This is a genomic window from Pseudomonas sivasensis (assembly GCF_052938085.1).
Genome location: NZ_CP176442.1, coordinates 3,395,197 through 3,409,825 on the forward strand (window position 1 = coordinate 3,395,197; position 14,629 = coordinate 3,409,825).

17 protein-coding genes and 2 pseudogenes are annotated in these 14,629 nt (G+C 51.8%); 7 read left to right on the forward strand and 12 right to left on the reverse strand.

The features are described 5' to 3' along the window. The first annotated feature begins 154 nt into the window (after nt 1-154). Both ACKZ62_RS15665 and ACKZ62_RS15670 read left to right on the forward strand, forming a co-directional pair. Nucleotides 155-382 (forward strand): DUF6555 family protein, encoded by a 228-nt coding sequence (locus ACKZ62_RS15665; protein ID WP_032891251.1) that lies wholly within the window; start codon nt 155-157, stop codon nt 380-382. Between the two features lie 887 nt (nt 383-1,269). Continuing rightward, nucleotides 1,270-1,455, forward strand: a pseudogene (locus ACKZ62_RS15670) (site-specific integrase); the annotation flags it as partial. On the opposite strand, the pseudogene ACKZ62_RS15675 reads toward ACKZ62_RS15670, so the two are convergent. The 8 genes and pseudogenes from ACKZ62_RS15675 to ACKZ62_RS15710 form a co-directional block, all read right to left on the reverse strand. Further along, a pseudogene (locus ACKZ62_RS15675) lies at nt 1,439-1,632 on the reverse strand (hypothetical protein). The pseudogenes ACKZ62_RS15670 and ACKZ62_RS15675 overlap by 17 nt on opposite strands. Nucleotides 1,633-1,685: 53 nt before the next feature. Further along, on the reverse strand, nt 1,686-1,931 hold the full coding sequence (locus ACKZ62_RS15680) for a hypothetical protein (protein ID WP_099602356.1): 246 nt from the start codon (nt 1,929-1,931) through the stop codon (nt 1,686-1,688). Beyond that, nucleotides 1,928-2,206: a hypothetical protein gene (locus ACKZ62_RS15685; protein ID WP_099602355.1), complete on the reverse strand. Its 279-nt coding sequence runs from the start codon at nt 2,204-2,206 to the stop codon at nt 1,928-1,930. The genes ACKZ62_RS15680 and ACKZ62_RS15685 overlap by 4 nt, the downstream gene beginning before the upstream one ends. Before the next feature lie 140 nt (nt 2,207-2,346). Next, a complete protein-coding gene (locus tag ACKZ62_RS15690; protein WP_143521221.1) occupies nt 2,347-2,544 on the reverse strand; it encodes a hypothetical protein in 198 nt (65 codons plus the stop codon). A 136-nt stretch (nt 2,545-2,680) separates the two neighbouring features. Further along, complete coding sequence (locus tag ACKZ62_RS15695; protein WP_122753198.1) at nt 2,681-2,986, reverse strand: helix-turn-helix domain-containing protein; 306 nt, start codon at nt 2,984-2,986, stop codon at nt 2,681-2,683. A 1,058-nt stretch (nt 2,987-4,044) separates the two neighbouring features. Next, nucleotides 4,045-4,248 (reverse strand): hypothetical protein, encoded by a 204-nt coding sequence (locus ACKZ62_RS15700; RefSeq protein ID WP_241150260.1) that lies wholly within the window; start codon nt 4,246-4,248, stop codon nt 4,045-4,047. A gap of 99 nt (nt 4,249-4,347) precedes the next feature. Further along, nucleotides 4,348-4,662 (reverse strand): hypothetical protein, encoded by a 315-nt coding sequence (locus ACKZ62_RS15705; protein WP_371919444.1) that lies wholly within the window; start codon nt 4,660-4,662, stop codon nt 4,348-4,350. Nucleotides 4,663-4,691: 29 nt separating this feature from the next. After that, the gene (locus tag ACKZ62_RS15710; RefSeq protein ID WP_099602351.1) at nt 4,692-5,294 is read right to left on the reverse strand and encodes a hypothetical protein; all 603 of its coding nucleotides are present in this window, start codon (nt 5,292-5,294) and stop codon (nt 4,692-4,694) included. Nucleotides 5,295-5,671: 377 nt separating this feature from the next. On the opposite strand from ACKZ62_RS15710, the gene ACKZ62_RS15715 reads away from it, so the two are divergent. After that, the gene (locus ACKZ62_RS15715) at nt 5,672-6,277 is read left to right on the forward strand and encodes an RNA polymerase sigma factor (RefSeq protein WP_065881608.1); all 606 of its coding nucleotides are present in this window, start codon (nt 5,672-5,674) and stop codon (nt 6,275-6,277) included. Between the two features lie 215 nt (nt 6,278-6,492). Here the strand turns inward: ACKZ62_RS15715 and ACKZ62_RS15720 are convergent, their stop codons facing one another. Continuing rightward, nucleotides 6,493-6,807: a hypothetical protein gene (locus tag ACKZ62_RS15720; RefSeq protein ID WP_099602350.1), complete on the reverse strand. Its 315-nt coding sequence runs from the start codon at nt 6,805-6,807 to the stop codon at nt 6,493-6,495. Nucleotides 6,808-7,178: 371 nt separating this feature from the next. Between ACKZ62_RS15720 and ACKZ62_RS15725 the strand changes: the two genes are divergently transcribed. Together ACKZ62_RS15725 and ACKZ62_RS15730 are read left to right on the forward strand one after the other, a co-directional pair. Next, nucleotides 7,179-7,880 (forward strand): helix-turn-helix transcriptional regulator, encoded by a 702-nt coding sequence (locus tag ACKZ62_RS15725; RefSeq protein WP_122753961.1) that lies wholly within the window; start codon nt 7,179-7,181, stop codon nt 7,878-7,880. 5 nt (nt 7,881-7,885) lie between these two features. After that, complete coding sequence (locus tag ACKZ62_RS15730) at nt 7,886-8,671, forward strand: PhzF family phenazine biosynthesis protein (protein ID WP_122754061.1); 786 nt, start codon at nt 7,886-7,888, stop codon at nt 8,669-8,671. Nucleotides 8,672-8,990: 319 nt separating this feature from the next. On the opposite strand, the gene ACKZ62_RS15735 is transcribed toward ACKZ62_RS15730, so the two are convergent. The 3 genes from ACKZ62_RS15735 to ACKZ62_RS15745 all read right to left on the reverse strand — a co-directional run bounded on the left by ACKZ62_RS15735 (nt 8,991) and on the right by ACKZ62_RS15745 (nt 11,786). Further along, nucleotides 8,991-9,641 (reverse strand): SMI1/KNR4 family protein, encoded by a 651-nt coding sequence (locus ACKZ62_RS15735; RefSeq protein ID WP_099602620.1) that lies wholly within the window; start codon nt 9,639-9,641, stop codon nt 8,991-8,993. Between the two features lie 316 nt (nt 9,642-9,957). After that, nucleotides 9,958-10,320, reverse strand: a complete 363-nt coding sequence (locus ACKZ62_RS15740; RefSeq protein WP_099602621.1) for a response regulator — start codon at nt 10,318-10,320, stop codon at nt 9,958-9,960. A gap of 23 nt (nt 10,321-10,343) precedes the next feature. After that, nucleotides 10,344-11,786 carry an ATPase domain-containing protein gene (locus ACKZ62_RS15745; RefSeq protein WP_164558489.1) on the reverse strand — a complete coding sequence of 481 codons (1,443 nt, stop codon included), beginning with the start codon at nt 11,784-11,786 and terminating at the stop codon, nt 10,344-10,346. A 383-nt stretch (nt 11,787-12,169) separates the two neighbouring features. Between ACKZ62_RS15745 and ACKZ62_RS15750 the strand changes: the two genes are divergently transcribed. Next, the gene (locus ACKZ62_RS15750) at nt 12,170-12,379 is read left to right on the forward strand and encodes a hypothetical protein (RefSeq protein ID WP_095184905.1); all 210 of its coding nucleotides are present in this window, start codon (nt 12,170-12,172) and stop codon (nt 12,377-12,379) included. Between the two features lie 550 nt (nt 12,380-12,929). Further along, entirely contained in the window at nt 12,930-14,555 is a 1,626-nt protein-coding gene (locus ACKZ62_RS15755) for a methyl-accepting chemotaxis protein (RefSeq protein WP_099602640.1), read from the forward strand. The last annotated feature ends 74 nt before the right edge of the window (nt 14,556-14,629 follow it).

A 14,629-nucleotide genomic window follows, 5' to 3' on the forward strand; every position in this document is an offset into this window, starting at 1 on the left:
AAGGCTAACTAGTCCAACGCTTACCGGATCAGATAACGCAGCGTCCGCAGTTCGGCCATCACCCTATCTCTCGGTATCACCACCCGACAGACCTCTCTGAATTCCAGTTTCCAGGATTGACCCTTTTGGGTATGGCTTCGGCCAAGAGGCTCTAATGGAAAATTTAATACCCTATAAAATTCATTATCTACACGATGGGAAGCCGGAGCACTTCTATACGAATGCAACGGCGTTCAGCGAAAGCGATGCGATTCGCATGGCCACAAGACACGCTGGTGAGGGCCCTGAATATTGGATACCGATAGGTCTGTCTCGGGACTCAATATTAAAAATTGCCGACAAGCTGGGTATTACGAAGGTCCGTTGGAATAAAGCCGGGTAAAACCACGGGCGCCGCCGCAGTTCTAACTCGCAAAGTTCGCGAATAAAAAACCCGGCGCGGTGACCGGGCTTAGTTGGATGATCTCCAGCGCAAGCTCGGTCGTTGAATAAGCCCGAACCGCCCTTGGACGAGATTGAAAAAGAGACGAAGACGGCCCACGTCTGTCGCGGCGTCGCCTGGGGGGGAAGTGGTGGAGCGCACTAAAACGGGTGCAGACCGCTTGGTTTTGTGGAATGCCCCTGCCATGCCACCCCTTAAAATCGTCGGTGAATACGCAGAGCGTCAGAAAAAGGGAAAGCCACAGGGCCTTGAGACGCCTTTTATTTTCCTGACGTCATGGACTCCAGAGCCCCCTAACTCGAACGTTACCTGCAAAGGCATTAATAGGAGCCCGGCGCCGAAAGTTCTTAATACCCGTCGTCCTCTGCCATACAACTGTCGTCACACATATGCGACAATGCGCGCCAAATTCCAACACACATCCCCATTTTTTTGCTCAGCGACCGGGTTTCGCGCCTTGATGTCGCTGTTGATGCATGCCTGACGGCGCCTGCTGCCATGCTCGCAACCCATTGATAGGTAAAGTAATTGATCTCCACAGCTAACATCACCATGCGGTATGAAACGCATTCTGATGATTACTGCTGATCAGTGTTTACTGGGCCAAGTCGTCATGAGTAATCAACGATAAAGTACCGAAATGCACCCGTTGGTCCCAAGATTGGTCCCAACGGGTAAATTTCAGCCCATGCCGAAACTGCATAACCCTTCCCCGGCGGCCTGCCGACTGAACACAAACCACCAAATAGCCCCACTACTCCTGAGACATCTCACATCGCAGCATTCGGTCAAAAGCGGACCTTCGCGATGACTTCTCCAATCCTGAAACCCACGCAAGTGCGTTGCTGGCCACAGGTATTGCCTCAATCGATTGGATCGCTGAACAAATGGGGTATAGCAACGGGAACATGATTCGCCAGCACTATGGAACGTTGATCGACGAGGATGGGCCAGACGTGGTGGGGATACTGCAGTTGGCCCTAAAGCTTTCGCCGGTCACAGCTCTACACTGAACCCAGTGATACCCACCGTTCGGCAAAGCGGCCCACCGCCGTCAGGCTTGCCCAGGTGCGCAATGGCTCACGCCGCGAGCGCACCGGTACCAAGCTCGCAGTTGGGCCGCCCAGTCGGATAGACAATGTCCACTTGCTGATTTGGCCGGCAACACGGCCGACGACGGCTTCCCGGATAGCCTACTGGCTTGCTAGAGCCTTTAGCGTGTCCGATTGGATCGCCTCGCCGATCACGGTGCCAGCTCCTTACGGCGCAAGTCGGCGGCGACATCTACCGCAATAAATAGCGCCTCGACGGTGGACGGGGTCAGCGTGCGCGACGCTTGCACACCTTCCACAAAGCCTTCGGCTCGTTCCTGAGCCAGTTCCAAAGCGCGCAAATCTGCAACACGCCCGAGGCGTGCCAAGTGATTGGCCAACTTGGTGCGAATCAAATCTGGCAGGCTGATGCCGTTAAGAGAGAGCACTCCGCTCATACGTTTTTCGCCACCGTATTGGCTCCCAAGCGATCCGCGACAGCCATCCACACCTCCGCCAGAGTAGATGTCATGGCCAGTTCTGTTTCATTCGCAATCAGTTCCGCATCCCGCAGGGCCTGCGTGTAGCCAACGGTGTTATGGTAGTCACGTATAGCATCCGTCTGGTCTGCAGCAGCATGTAGAGCGTTCAACCGTAAATACCAAGCGCTCTGGGTCCTGGCGTTTGGTAAGCCTGGCTGATCGTTAGTCACGAGTACGCTGTTGGCTTGCATGCCCTAGTCCCTGATGTTATGCGCTAATCAGTACACGGGGCACTGGTACGCCAGTATAGGGGAGCATGGTTACCGCAGCCAACGAAAAAGCCCCCCCAATCAAGCCTTGGTGTGGGGGCCTTTTGAACATAAGCGGCGTATTAGAAACAGTTGTGACGCGGGCTATCAGCCAAAATTTTGCGGAACAAATGCCAGACCTCAGTATCTTTTACAAAAATAACGCATTTGTAGAGATTTTCATGGCCGCGCAAGGCGACTTGATCAATTGGAACAGCAGATGGCAAATTTCCGGAGGTGTCGTTTCCTGTAGGAGTTGCCGCTCCCAACAACTTGAGCATGAAAGAAGCGAGCCGTTTTTACACGCGTCCAACTGCTGATACCAGGGACAGCAACGCAGGCCATGGGATGAGCTGCAAGCTATATTTGAAAAGCTTCAGAGTTTTTAAACGCTAGTCAGATACTACCTACGTCTTGTCAAACGCGCCTGACGATACAGTCCACTAGTTCCGTAATTATCCTGCGCTCATGCAGCGGCAATCTGTTTAGTGCCACTGCAAAATCACTTTCCTCAGGTCGACGTAACCGTTGACCGGTCAGAACGTACAACACGTCGACTCCGATTTGAGCTAGCCGGGCCAAATACAAGGCGCTCGGGCTTCGCTCCCCCCGCTCGTACTTAGACTGTGCATTCGACAGCACGCCGCCAATCGCTGCGAACCTCTGCTGTGTGTACTTCAACCGAGTGCGTTCTTCTTTGAGCCGCATCCCAATTTTGTCCATACATGAACCCCACAAAATTCTCAGATGACTAAAGAATTTTAGGCCACCACTGCAGAGACGGAAACCCGTTATCGATCGCAAAAAGGGGCCATTCGGCGACTCATTGCTACAACGTACAAACGTGGCTCAAGTACGCTCGCCTATCGACACAAGTTCGCACCAAAATGGCGCGACAGTCCCATGGTGGCCCAATGGGGCTATTTCTTAGATGGAAAAACCAAAAATACAAGATTTTCTCTATTAAAATCATGGATTTGCGTGTTTTAAATTGGCGGTGAGGGAGAGCTTCGAACACAGCACGCGTTATCTCGACCTAGGCAAAACCTAAATTATTTACTCGCTCAAAATTTCAAAAAGTCGCTTCTCAAGCGCCACTTTGAACAAGATTCGTAGATTGTCTGCATCGAGATTGGAAATAGTCTGATCTAGTTGAAGTCTTAAAATCAGGTCATGCGTGCGAATCTCACGCCTCCGTGCTTCAAGTGAGGTAGGTGCGTACGCAATCCCGTCGAGTAAATGAGCCGACACGCCATTCGCGGGATGAACACTGGTCCTGGCAACAGACATGGCTTCTTACCCTCGGTCTCAAACGGCTGGAAAAACACGCATATGAATCTGCGCTCACCTGTAGTGAGTAGTGGGTCTAACACTAAGTTCATAAAGAAACGAGTGCCCCCATGTTGCTAGAAAAAATCGCACCAAAAAGACGCGCTAGTCCCATGGTGGTCCCATGGTGGTCCCATGGACCCATTTTTTGGACACCAAAAACCAAAAATCACAGACTTTATCCATTAAAATTAGTGACTTGCGCTTCTTAAATTTGGCGGTGAATGATAGATTCGAACCTTCAATAATTCACTCAGCTAAAGTATTTCACTCGACGCCCGTTCAATGACGGCGTCCGGCCATTAGCCGCCATTTACTAAAAGCCGCTTTCGACGCAAAGCTGGCAATGGCGATACCCCAGACTGATTCCGGCCCGATACGATAGAAGCATTTACAACACTTGGTCGTGCCCAGCCCCATTGTTCGGGAACCTTCTGGCCACTTAATAAGAACTAATGCTGATCGTCTGGAGGGACGGTAACGGGATTAAGAAAAGAGTTCCAGGCCTTGTATGCTTCATGATGCTTTTTGACTTCCTCATCCCAATCAGGCCCTGAAACTCTCTTCGAGACCACCATCATCATTTTGGTGTTGGCGGCATCAAGCTCAACTAGTAGCTCGTGGCATCTAAATCTAAAATCATCTATGTCTTCCATATACTCACCTTGCGACAGGTCTAGCCGGATATACCGGGTCATGCCCATTTTCGTAATGACAAGTCCCCAAAGACAAAGGTTCATTGAGCAGCCGAGTTTCTATTCGGCATGTTTTGAACAGACTGCATCGCACAGCAGCTCCAACAACTCATTCGCCAGGACCGCCGCTTCTTGTCGATAGTCGGTGTTCCAGCGGCACGACCAGTTATCAGGTTTTCCCTCATCCTCCCATTGCGCCAATGCAAGCCCGTTGAGTATTTCCAGCTCGAACCAAACACGCTGCCAAGCGACGGCGTCCTGGACTGACGCCGTGTCTTGCCATAGGAATTCTGTTTGCACGACAAATGCCGACCATGCAAACAGATCCTCTGAGGCTCGCTCACCGATCATTCGGAAGTATTTTGCGCTAGCCAATCAACGATTCCTTGTAGTCGTTTACCTGTTTAGTAAACGTCTATCCCCGGATAGAGATCCGCGGGTGGACGATAATTGGGGTTCTCAAAGCGGCTGTTCTCGTAATGGGTTTTGGCCGTCGGTCCATCGCCGTTATAGGTCACCTGCGGGTTTGGCGTGAGATGCCAACCGCTTCCTTCCTTGTCGCGCTCGATCAGTGATGCGTACAAGCTACAGTTGCCTGATGAGCCGGATGTCAGCCTGAACTGGTAATAGCGTCCGGCTTGGGGCGTGAACTTCGTCGAGACATAGCAGGAACGAGTGCGTGTCCCCTCCCAGAATAGATCCACTTGCGTTTCGATACCGGGTCGGATCTGCGTTTCGTAATAGTCCCATGTAAGGTCTTGCCCTGCCTTTGGCATGCCCACGTCCTGTGTGTGGGTGAACGGCAGGGGGCCGGTGCGAACGGCGCCGCCCGAACGTTTGCCGTTTTCGTATTGGTAAATTTCGGCGTGCTGCGTGTAGTCGACGATACGTACCCAGGCAGGGTTAGGCTCGTTTTCGGGCGCGGTAAAGTAGTTGGTATGGGGCAAAAACTGGCAGCCTGCGAACAACGGCAATACAAGCAGGCAGAGCAGAGGGCGTATCGACATGAAGCCTTTCCTTTTGCGGAGTCAGGGTTACAGACCGCAAAAGAGGAGGCGCATTGCGTAAAGGCTGAAAATTTTGTGGCTGAATCGTCGCGACGATATCGGTTTCAACCGGTCGCGACAGGCAGAAATCGGCCAGCAGCTGCCAGCCGCATGCGTCTTGAAAAGTAGCGGCGCTTCACTCCTTCCACATTTAATTATCTTCGCTGTGCATCTAGTGAATGGGTTGATCCGTATGTGCTCTTGAGGGCTCGAGTGCGATGAGTATCCGAGATTATCAAGCGATGCAGTGCGATGAGTGGTTAGGCATTTCATGATCCGAACCGTCATCTCTGCCAAGGACAGCTACGATCATGATACGACCACAGTTAGGTACTGCCATGAACGCCAAGGATGACGCTCATTTTTTGGACCGCCTATTGCGCGGAGAACAAGACGCATATCGTGATTTGGTGTGCACGCATCAGGGAGCCATGAAGGCCATAGCTTATGGAATCGTGGGGCGGCACCATGCAGATGACGTAGTGCAAGAGGCATGGCTTGCGATTGTGAAAGGCATAGGCAAATTTCAGAGACGATCTAGCTTAAGAACCTGGATGATGGCCGTCACGTCCAATACGGCGAAGTGCCGATATAAAGCTCGGCGAAGTGAGTCGAATTGTATTCCATGTACCTCGTGGATTGAGGGAGGAGGCGTTTTAGTCGTAGGTGATTATTCCTACACTCCTTCCGTGATATCGCATGAAGATAGCCCTGAAGCACTTCTGAGCGAATCCGAGCTATATGCTCGCATCAACATTGCTCTCGAGACTCTACCGGAATTGCAGAGAAGCGTATTGATATTGAGGGAGCGCTCTGGGTTGGATCTAAACGAAATTTCTACGCTTCTTGGGATATCGCTGACTAACGTAAGAGTGCTATTGCACCGAGCTCGTTTAAAGGTTTTTTCTGCAATAGCGAAGTACCAGTCCGCTCTTGATATGTGAGCATTAGGAGGATTTTTCCAACGGTCTGGATGGCTGATTGAATAGCCCCTGTTTCTGTAGACACCTGATGACCGCTTTTGGCCGATTCCTGCCTTCCATGAGGGGCAGCTTTGGGTCGGAAGCAGTCAGTCGCATGTACCTATAAATACTTGGGCCAATTCACCCTAAAGAGTTCAATGCCGACTCCCTCAATACCGTGCGACGCCTTTATGGCTTCATTGCGCCGACTCACAGGCCTTCAACGGCTCCTTCGGGTGCAATGCACAGATGTCGAAACCGTCACGCCGGGTATAGCCCGCACGCTTCATACATACAAATCGCTGGGCCATCTCTTGGAAGCTGGCATTAGGATCGATGCCGGAGCCATTTTTCTCACCGCAAGCTAGCATGGACGCCAAGACATCATTCCTGCTCGCTCCCGGCTTCTCCCATAAGTCAGCATCAGCCGTAGGGGGCTGAAAAGGCTCGCTGAAACATGCGGTGACGAGGGGGCAAATCAACAGCGCAAATGCCACATGTTTGAGCCACATGATCAATCTCCTTATTTTCTGGTGCTGACGGGCATCAGCGCGGGCTCGCCTTCCGGCTAATAATCTTGCACAGGCTCGTGTATCACTTTCATAACAGCTGTGCATAGTCGTGACACCGATGAAGATGTTACCCAACTCCTTTAACAAGCTACTGCCCTCAGGTAGCACGCTGAATCGTCCAAAATTTCGTAGGGACGACTGACCGCTTTTGGCCGATTGCTGACCCTTACGAAGGGCCGCAGTCGACCCAAAGCTGCCTGTCAGGAAAACGAGCGGGACGATTCGTAAATTCTATTAATTCAACAAAAAATTGATAATTAAACTTATTGTTGATATTTTCTCGGCCTTCGATAAATCACTTGCAGGCACCAATGACGGCTTCTGAAGTATCACCAACCGAGCGGAAGCTGATTCTTAATGTGCTTCATAGCACCCTCAAAATGCTCAGTAATGCGGTAGGCCCTCACACGGAGATCGTGTTACATGACCTAGCCAACCCGGAGCGGTCCATCCTTGCCATCGCCAATGGTCATGTCACTGGCAGAAAGGTGGACGGTTCAGTGTTGGGCGGCCCACGCCAGGACTTAGGGTTCATCGCCGTCAGGCGCGCCATGGAAGATCACTCAAGCTCTGATCCCATAATGGTGGAGAACTATTCGACACTCGCGCCTGACGGCCGTCTGCTCCGTAGTTCCACCGTGGTATATCGCGACAGCAGCGGGCAACCTTTCGCCAGTCTGTGTATCAATGCAGACTTGAGCGGTGTTGCCGCCGCCCACGCTGTTCTCGCTGGAATTCTAGGTCTGGAAGGCGCGCCTGAATCGCGCGCCGATGAGCCGAGAGATATGGAGCAGTTGATGGCGGAAATCATTCAGGTCGCTTGTCCCGGCGGTGTGGCAGGGATGAAAAAACCTCAAAAGGTTGAGGCTGTACGGCAAATGCAGGATCGCGGGATATTCATCGTCAAAGGTGGGATTGAAAAAGCCGCTGCCGCGCTCGGAGTAACCCGATACACAATCTACAACTACCTGGAGCAGATCCGGGCTACAGAAAACGCAAGCGGGCAGGAATGATCAACATGCAACTCGATATTTTCCAGGTAGACGCTTTTTCTTCTGAGTCTTTCGGTGGCAACCCAGCGGCGGTTTGTCCGCTGCAGGCTTGGTTGCCTGATGCGACGCTGCAACAAATCGCCGCAGAGAACAACCTGTCCGAGACCGCCTATGTTGTGCGTAACGGTGAGGTGTTCGAGTTGCGGTGGTTTACTCCCACGGTGGAAGTCGACCTGTGTGGCCATGCCACCTTGGCAGCTGCCTGGGTGCTGTTCGAACAGCTTGGTGAAAACAGCGACATACTGCGCTTTTCCACTCGCAGTGGTGAATTGCGGGTACGCCGTGAATGCGGACGCCTGGCCATGGACTTCCCGGCCAAGCAGCCTGAACTCGTAGCTGTCCCGCCAGGCCTTTTGCAAGCCTTGGGCCTGGAACGGATCGATGCGCTTTATCGCACAGATGATTACGTGGTAGTGGTCGAGGATGATGCCATCATCGCCGGCCTCAATCCCAACTTTACTGCGCTGGCCGCGTTCAACGTGCGCGGTGTCGCGGTTACCGCTCCGAGCCGTCACTTCGACTTTGTTTCTCGCTGGTTCGGCCCTAGAGTGGGCGTGAATGAAGACCCGGTTACCGGCTCAGCCCACACCTCTCTGGCGCCCTATTGGGCCAAGCGCTTAGGCAAGCGCAGCCTGAGTGCAGAACAAGGTGGGGCGCGCAAGGGTCAACTGCACTGTGAAGTCCTGGACAGCGACCGAGTCATTATCAGCGGCCACGGCGCGCTGTACTTACGCGGTACTATCTTTATCTGAGACCAGTTCATTCAGGCGGACTTGCTTAACAGAGGAATGGGGGCCACTGCGACGCTCATTCTTCTGCGACCACTCTCTCGAACGTACATTTTGTAAAGGACTCTGCTGAGTCGCACTCACTAATGAATTGATTTCGCTTTGAATGTCCGCTTCTGGCCGTTTGTGACGGGCAGCAATCAGCCAAAAGCAGTCATTCGTCCAGAACGTCTATGGCTCCGAGAAGAAAGAGGATAGAGACAAAAAAGGGGGGATTTCTGGAAAATACATTTGCCCCCTTTAGCTCTCTACTTGCGTAAACCCAATTGGCGATCTTGCCGGTTCACCTGACAGATTGTGCCCCAAACAGAATGGGAACCGCGTCCAAAAAATGGAGCATTTCAGGCTCCTTGGTGTTCAAGCTTCGCCAACCGTCATCCTCCTCCCTGATTGCGAAGTTACCACTTTCGAGTTGATCGACCAGCCACTCCATAAACTCATCAACGGACCTGCCCACAACGTATTTATCTTCTTCGTCACTGCCAAAATTAATGACTTGTCCCAAGGTTCCGCGCTCCCCTGGATCCAAATCAACCCCGAGATGATTGCCACCGTAGTCGAAGGCGAAGGGTATCCAGTATCTGTTGGCGTATAGAGCCTGGATAGCGCCGGAGTTTCCCGAAGTGCAGAATGCACTCGCCTCGGTCATTTCTTCGGGCGACCACTCATCGATGATATCTTTCCAAGACTCCCAATGTGCCTTGGCCGCTGCCAGCGACAGAAAACTAAGTCCATAAAAGGGCCCTGAATTCGCAGCACCGTGTTGCCCGTCGTGCAACCTGTAGAGCTGCTTCAAGTTTTCTGGAAAAGGTCGGCCAACAAGGCTTTCGAACTCTTCGATTGCAGCATCCGAACAGCCCGGGGCCAGATCCCGACGTACTTCAGGAAGATGGGCCTCTAACCATTTTTCCAGCCGTTCAATCACTGTCTTCATTAAGCGTTTCCAATCATGCAAAAGTGCACGCTAACTTAGATTGAGGTTTTGTGAAAGGCAGGCTGGAGCCTACGCTAATGCAATCTGACCTTCACCGTGAACGCTGGTTGCCATGCCTTGAGAATGGCTCAAACCGACGGTCCGCTCCTGGCCGTTTCCTGCCTCTCGCGACGGACAGAAAACGGCCAATAGCTGCCTGTCGGGACCGGCTGAAATCGACCCTAAGCGGTTGTTGATGAATTCTGTCGTCCAAAAACGGACACCAAGAATGTCTACGAAAACCAGGGTGATTCAAATTGTCTTGAGCGGCTGAGAGCTACTCGGAACCTAAGAGCTTTCTAACCTCGGCGATGATCAAATCGATATCGAATGGCTTTGCCAATACTGCATCAAACAGATCCGATCTCTGCATACCGATGTGTGCCTGAGCACCGCTCATCAATATGATAGGCAAGTCCTTAGCGGAAGGAAGTGCTCGAACAGCTGTAGCGAACTCTAGGCCGTCCATGACTGGCATCATGAAATCTGTAATGATCAATGCAGGCCGTTCTCTTTCGAGCACGTCCAGCCCTTTTCGGCCGTTGCTGGCGGTTACCACCATGAACCCCTCATCCTCCAGCGCGAAACTGAGAATGTCAGCGATCAAATACTCGTCGTCGACGACCAAGATGGTGGTCATTTCAGTTCAACCCACGCAAAAGCTTAAGAAATCGAACCTGGAGGTGTCTCAGTGGGGACTGACGGTTCATGTCTTGAAGCCTTTGTCAGGAAAACATCTTTATCATGGATGACTACCTCAAAGCGCGAGGGGTCATAAGAACTGTCTCGTACTTTAAGAATGGAAAGCGTCCTGCTTAGTTCAGAGTGATTCTCAGAGAAACGCATAAGCATCAGGTTGTCGACGATGCTGGACAGGTCAGAGTTTGGCGCGCTTACCTCGGAGCCAAATAGATCACGCATTTCCCAGGATGCAAACACGGTTACGCCCCTCGATCGCAGCTCATTCATCAGCGCACTGAAGAAGTCAGTAATTCGTGCCGGATTTGTGGAGACTCGCGTCATACCGCTAAGGCTATCTATGAACAGGCGCTTGATACTCTTTTCTTCAACGATACTCAGCAGTCGTGCGCCCAGCCCATCCAGCAGGCCTTCAGTGGTGGGCTGCCAGGCAATGCTCAAGGCGCCGCTGTCCTCCATACCCTTGATATCGATACCCAGTGATTGGCCTTTGAGTCGCAACCGTTGTGGGCTTTCGTAAAAGCCAAAATGCAGACCTGGAGCATCGACGGTCGACTCTGCAAGGAATTTGAGACCCAGAGTCGTTTTACCAATGCCGGAGGGGCCCATGACCAGAGACACACTGGAACTGTAAAGGCCTCCACCCAATATGCCGTCCAGCGAACCAATGCCACTAAGAATACGCGTCATGTCTGCGCTGTCAGGGGCGGACGGGTGGCTGTAAAGACTTTCGAGTCGAGGGTAAACCACCAATCCTTCGTCGGTAATCTCACACTCATGGAGGCCTGTCATTGCTCCACTGCCGCGAGTTTTACGCAGTTGAATACGACGTACCGAGCGAGTGCCAAATAGCTCTTCGCCCATTTCAATTACGCCATCAACCATGGTGTGCTCAGGGCTGCCGTCGTCGAGACGGGAGCTGGTTAGAAATAGCACAGTGCAACCCGCGAAAGCGGCGTGCCCTTGCAACTCAGAAATGAATTTCTTGGTGTCGATGTGCGAGTCGGCTTTTGAGCGAGCATTGAGCAGGCCATCTACCACCATCACTGTGGCTTTTTGGCGACTTATCTCGCGCCGAAGCAGTTTCACAACCTCGTCCAGTCCTTCGTTTTCTAGGGTGTCAAATGCGCTGACAAACTGAATTTCGGCGCCCACTTTGGAAGAGTCGAAAAAGCTCAGAGTAGAAAGAAACTGAAAAAGACGGTCGTGTGACTCGGCCAGCAGTGTGGCGACCAGAACCCGGCCTCCATTATTCGCATGATGGAAGCCAAGTTGATTGGCTAGGATCGTTTTGCCAGACCCTGGCCGCCCTTGGATTATGTATGAAGCGCCCTTGACCAGCCCTCCCTTGAGCAGAGCGTCTAGCCCTTCGATTCCACTTTGGAGGCGTTTTAGCTTTTCCACGATGCGACCCTGATCTGAAAAACAGGCTGTTTAAGCCGAGTGAGGCGGAATGCTAACGCCATTTTCGCTTTGGGGCCATTCTCGCCTAAAGCATGGCGGTCTAAGAAAGTGACATGCCCAATTTTTGCCGCCTTTACCTCGGACTTCGTTACTCTAAAGTCAAGGCGGAATCAACGTTGCTAGCCAGATGCCCCTCTAATCTTGCAGTAATTCAATTGCAGTAACCAACCCCGAGCGCTTGCATTCAAAATGCAGGGGGAACCTGAATCGCCCAGGTTTTATTAAATAGTGTGCGACCGGTTCTGGCCGAGAGCGAACAATCATAACTTTGGTGCTGGTTACTAAACACCTGCTGCTACGCTGTTGACTCCAACAGAGGAACGCCGATGCCAAACTCAGATCTACTCCCCTCCCTGCTCTCGAAGCTATACGAAAACCAATTAGCCCTTGAAGCCTCTATCATGGAGCTATCGAACTGGGTTGAGCAGCGTGGCTCTGCCGAGGTCGCAGAAAATATCCGGGGAGCGCTGCACACCATCGACGACAACGAAGAGTTCATCAAATTGACGCTCGCAGTTCTCATGGCACCAGAGTGATCGCTACTTGCAGGCCACTGACCAGAGCTGGTCCAGCTTGGTGGTGTAGATCGTCCGGATTGAACATGCCGGTGCGGATGCAGACCCGGACTTTCTTGCAGAGTGCGTTCTGTGCTCGGAGCTTATCGAGCCGTATCCATCAACTGAAAAACCACATGACGAACACGACGGCTGAGACCCAGCCGAGGGTGAGCAGGAATGAAATGCCTGCAAGCCGCTTATCCATTGTGCCCTGTCCATATCCAATGATATCGGAGAGTTCTGCTGTGCGCTCTGCCTGTAATCGCTGGCACATAGCATGGCACGTCCCGGACGTCGCGCTACCAAAACGGGCCAAATTCAGCAGACAGAGCGCACACGCATTTACTTAGCGCGCAATTATTTAGCGCCTCTATCATTCCAATGCATTCTTTTGCGTTCCTCGTTTCAGCCTTAAGCCTGCAAGCTGTAAATGGAATTCACTGTGCCGCATGAAAAGGCTGCCTTTGTTCGTGATCAGCAAAATGACGTGGAAATGCCACGCCACCAAATCCGGCCTTCGGATGCCTATATGAAATTGAGATCCTTAAGTATCGCGCGAAGAGCCTTCGTCTGTTTTGGCCTAATCACATTCCTGCTAATCAGCTTGGCAGGCTTCTCTTATCTTCAAATTGATCGGCTGCGTGCTACAGAGCAGGACATTGAGCAAAACTCCCTCCCAAGTATCCAAGTAATTGACGACATCCAGATCGCCCTCCTTCACGCCCGCCTTGAAAGTATCCGCATGCTCTCAAGTACCACGAGAGATGTGCATGATTTCTCACTGTCAAAGGTCGAAGAATCTATGCAGACACTTCAGGTAAAAACTGATTTTTATCGTGCACATTTAATGTCTGGTGAGCAGGACGAAATCCAGTTCGCGAAGGCTAACCAGGCTATGCATGCGTACATCGAAGGTCTCAAAAAAGTAATCGCTTTAGATTCATCCGATCATGATCAGGCTGTCATTTTTGCCAACACAGAGCAGGCAAATAGAGCCAACACCTATCAAGAGCAGCTGACGCTTCTGCGAGACCAAAATACACGCCAAGCCGAGGTATCTGGGGTCGACGCGACCGACGTATATAACCATAGCGTCAAAGTTTTGATAGCGGTGCTAATCGTGGCATTTATCTTAACTATAGCCCTGGCGATTTTGTTCACTAATAGCATCACTATTCCAATCAGCTCATCACTAAAATTGGCGGAGAATATCGCTGCTGGAGACCTTACTCATGATCTTGAAGTAACAGGTTCAGATGAAGCTTCGCGCTTGATGCATGCATTGAATCTGATGCAGAAAAATTTGCGACACACAATTCTAGAAATCTCGGGAGCTTCATCCCAACTGAGCACTGCTGCCGTCGAAATGACGTCGATCACTGAAAGCGCTGATCGCACACTTCAGCAGCAGAACAGTGAGATAGAGCAAGCTGCTACCGCAGTAACTGAAATGAGTGCGGCGGTTGAAGAGGTTGCACGAAACGCCAACTCCACGTCTGAAGCAGCGATGCAGTCGAGCATGGCTGCAGATCTCGGCAATCAAAAAGTCACTGAAACTTTGACGGCGATGCGTGGCTTGACGGGTTTGGTTGAAGTGTCATCAGATCAGGTAAGAGAACTTGCAGGCCAAGCGCAAGACATTAGCAAAGTTCTGAGTGTGATTAGGGCGATTGCTGAGCAAACCAACTTGCTTGCTTTGAACGCCGCAATTGAAGCGGCTCGTGCAGGAGAACAGGGTCGCGGTTTCGCAGTAGTCGCAGATGAAGTTCGAGCGCTGGCGCACCGAACGCAAACATCGACGCAAGAAATTGAACAGATGATATCCACGATTCAAGCAGGCTCATCTGCCGCGGTCGAATCAATGAAAAAAAGCACATCCGAGGTTTATAGCACGCGAGACACTGCGGAACAGGCGGGCCAGTCGCTGCGCCAAATCATTGATTCCGTGCTCGAAATTAACGATAGGAATATCCAGATTGCAACCGCTTCTGAGGAACAGGCTCACGTGGCGCGGGATGTCGATCGCAGCCTGATAAGCATCCGCGACCTTGCAGTGCAGAGCAGTGAAGGCACTCGGCAAACGCTTACAGCCAGCAACGAACTTTCTCGTCTGGCCGTCAACCTAAACGATTTAGTTCTTCGATTCAGAACATAGGAAATGGGTCAGCCAACTCTAGCTTTGTTGCCCAATCTCTCATAAGCCAATACGGCACGCCCAGCTAAACACAG

What these genes read in the sequence shown, in the direction of transcription:
- ACKZ62_RS15720 (WP_099602350.1), bottom strand. Translation starts at nt 6,807, where the DNA reads ATGTGGCTCAAACATGTGGCATTTGCGCTGTTGATTTGCCCCCTCGTC.
- ACKZ62_RS15750 (WP_095184905.1), top strand. Translation starts at nt 12,170, where the DNA reads ATGCCAAACTCAGATCTACTCCCCTCCCTGCTCTCGAAGCTATACGAA.
- ACKZ62_RS15730 (WP_122754061.1), top strand. Translation starts at nt 7,886, where the DNA reads ATGCAACTCGATATTTTCCAGGTAGACGCTTTTTCTTCTGAGTCTTTC.
- ACKZ62_RS15725 (WP_122753961.1), top strand. Translation starts at nt 7,179, where the DNA reads ATGACGGCTTCTGAAGTATCACCAACCGAGCGGAAGCTGATTCTTAAT.
- ACKZ62_RS15735 (WP_099602620.1), bottom strand. Translation starts at nt 9,641, where the DNA reads ATGAAGACAGTGATTGAACGGCTGGAAAAATGGTTAGAGGCCCATCTT.
- ACKZ62_RS15685 (WP_099602355.1), bottom strand. Translation starts at nt 2,206, where the DNA reads ATGCAAGCCAACAGCGTACTCGTGACTAACGATCAGCCAGGCTTACCA.
- ACKZ62_RS15755 (WP_099602640.1), top strand. Translation starts at nt 12,930, where the DNA reads ATGAAATTGAGATCCTTAAGTATCGCGCGAAGAGCCTTCGTCTGTTTT.
- ACKZ62_RS15715 (WP_065881608.1), top strand. Translation starts at nt 5,672, where the DNA reads ATGAACGCCAAGGATGACGCTCATTTTTTGGACCGCCTATTGCGCGGA.
- ACKZ62_RS15700 (WP_241150260.1), bottom strand. Translation starts at nt 4,248, where the DNA reads ATGGAAGACATAGATGATTTTAGATTTAGATGCCACGAGCTACTAGTT.
- ACKZ62_RS15710 (WP_099602351.1), bottom strand. Translation starts at nt 5,294, where the DNA reads ATGTCGATACGCCCTCTGCTCTGCCTGCTTGTATTGCCGTTGTTCGCA.
- ACKZ62_RS15695 (WP_122753198.1), bottom strand. Translation starts at nt 2,986, where the DNA reads ATGGACAAAATTGGGATGCGGCTCAAAGAAGAACGCACTCGGTTGAAG.
- ACKZ62_RS15690 (WP_143521221.1), bottom strand. Translation starts at nt 2,544, where the DNA reads ATGCTCAAGTTGTTGGGAGCGGCAACTCCTACAGGAAACGACACCTCC.
- ACKZ62_RS15680 (WP_099602356.1), bottom strand. Translation starts at nt 1,931, where the DNA reads ATGAGCGGAGTGCTCTCTCTTAACGGCATCAGCCTGCCAGATTTGATT.
- ACKZ62_RS15665 (WP_032891251.1), top strand. Translation starts at nt 155, where the DNA reads ATGGAAAATTTAATACCCTATAAAATTCATTATCTACACGATGGGAAG.
- ACKZ62_RS15740 (WP_099602621.1), bottom strand. Translation starts at nt 10,320, where the DNA reads ATGACCACCATCTTGGTCGTCGACGACGAGTATTTGATCGCTGACATT.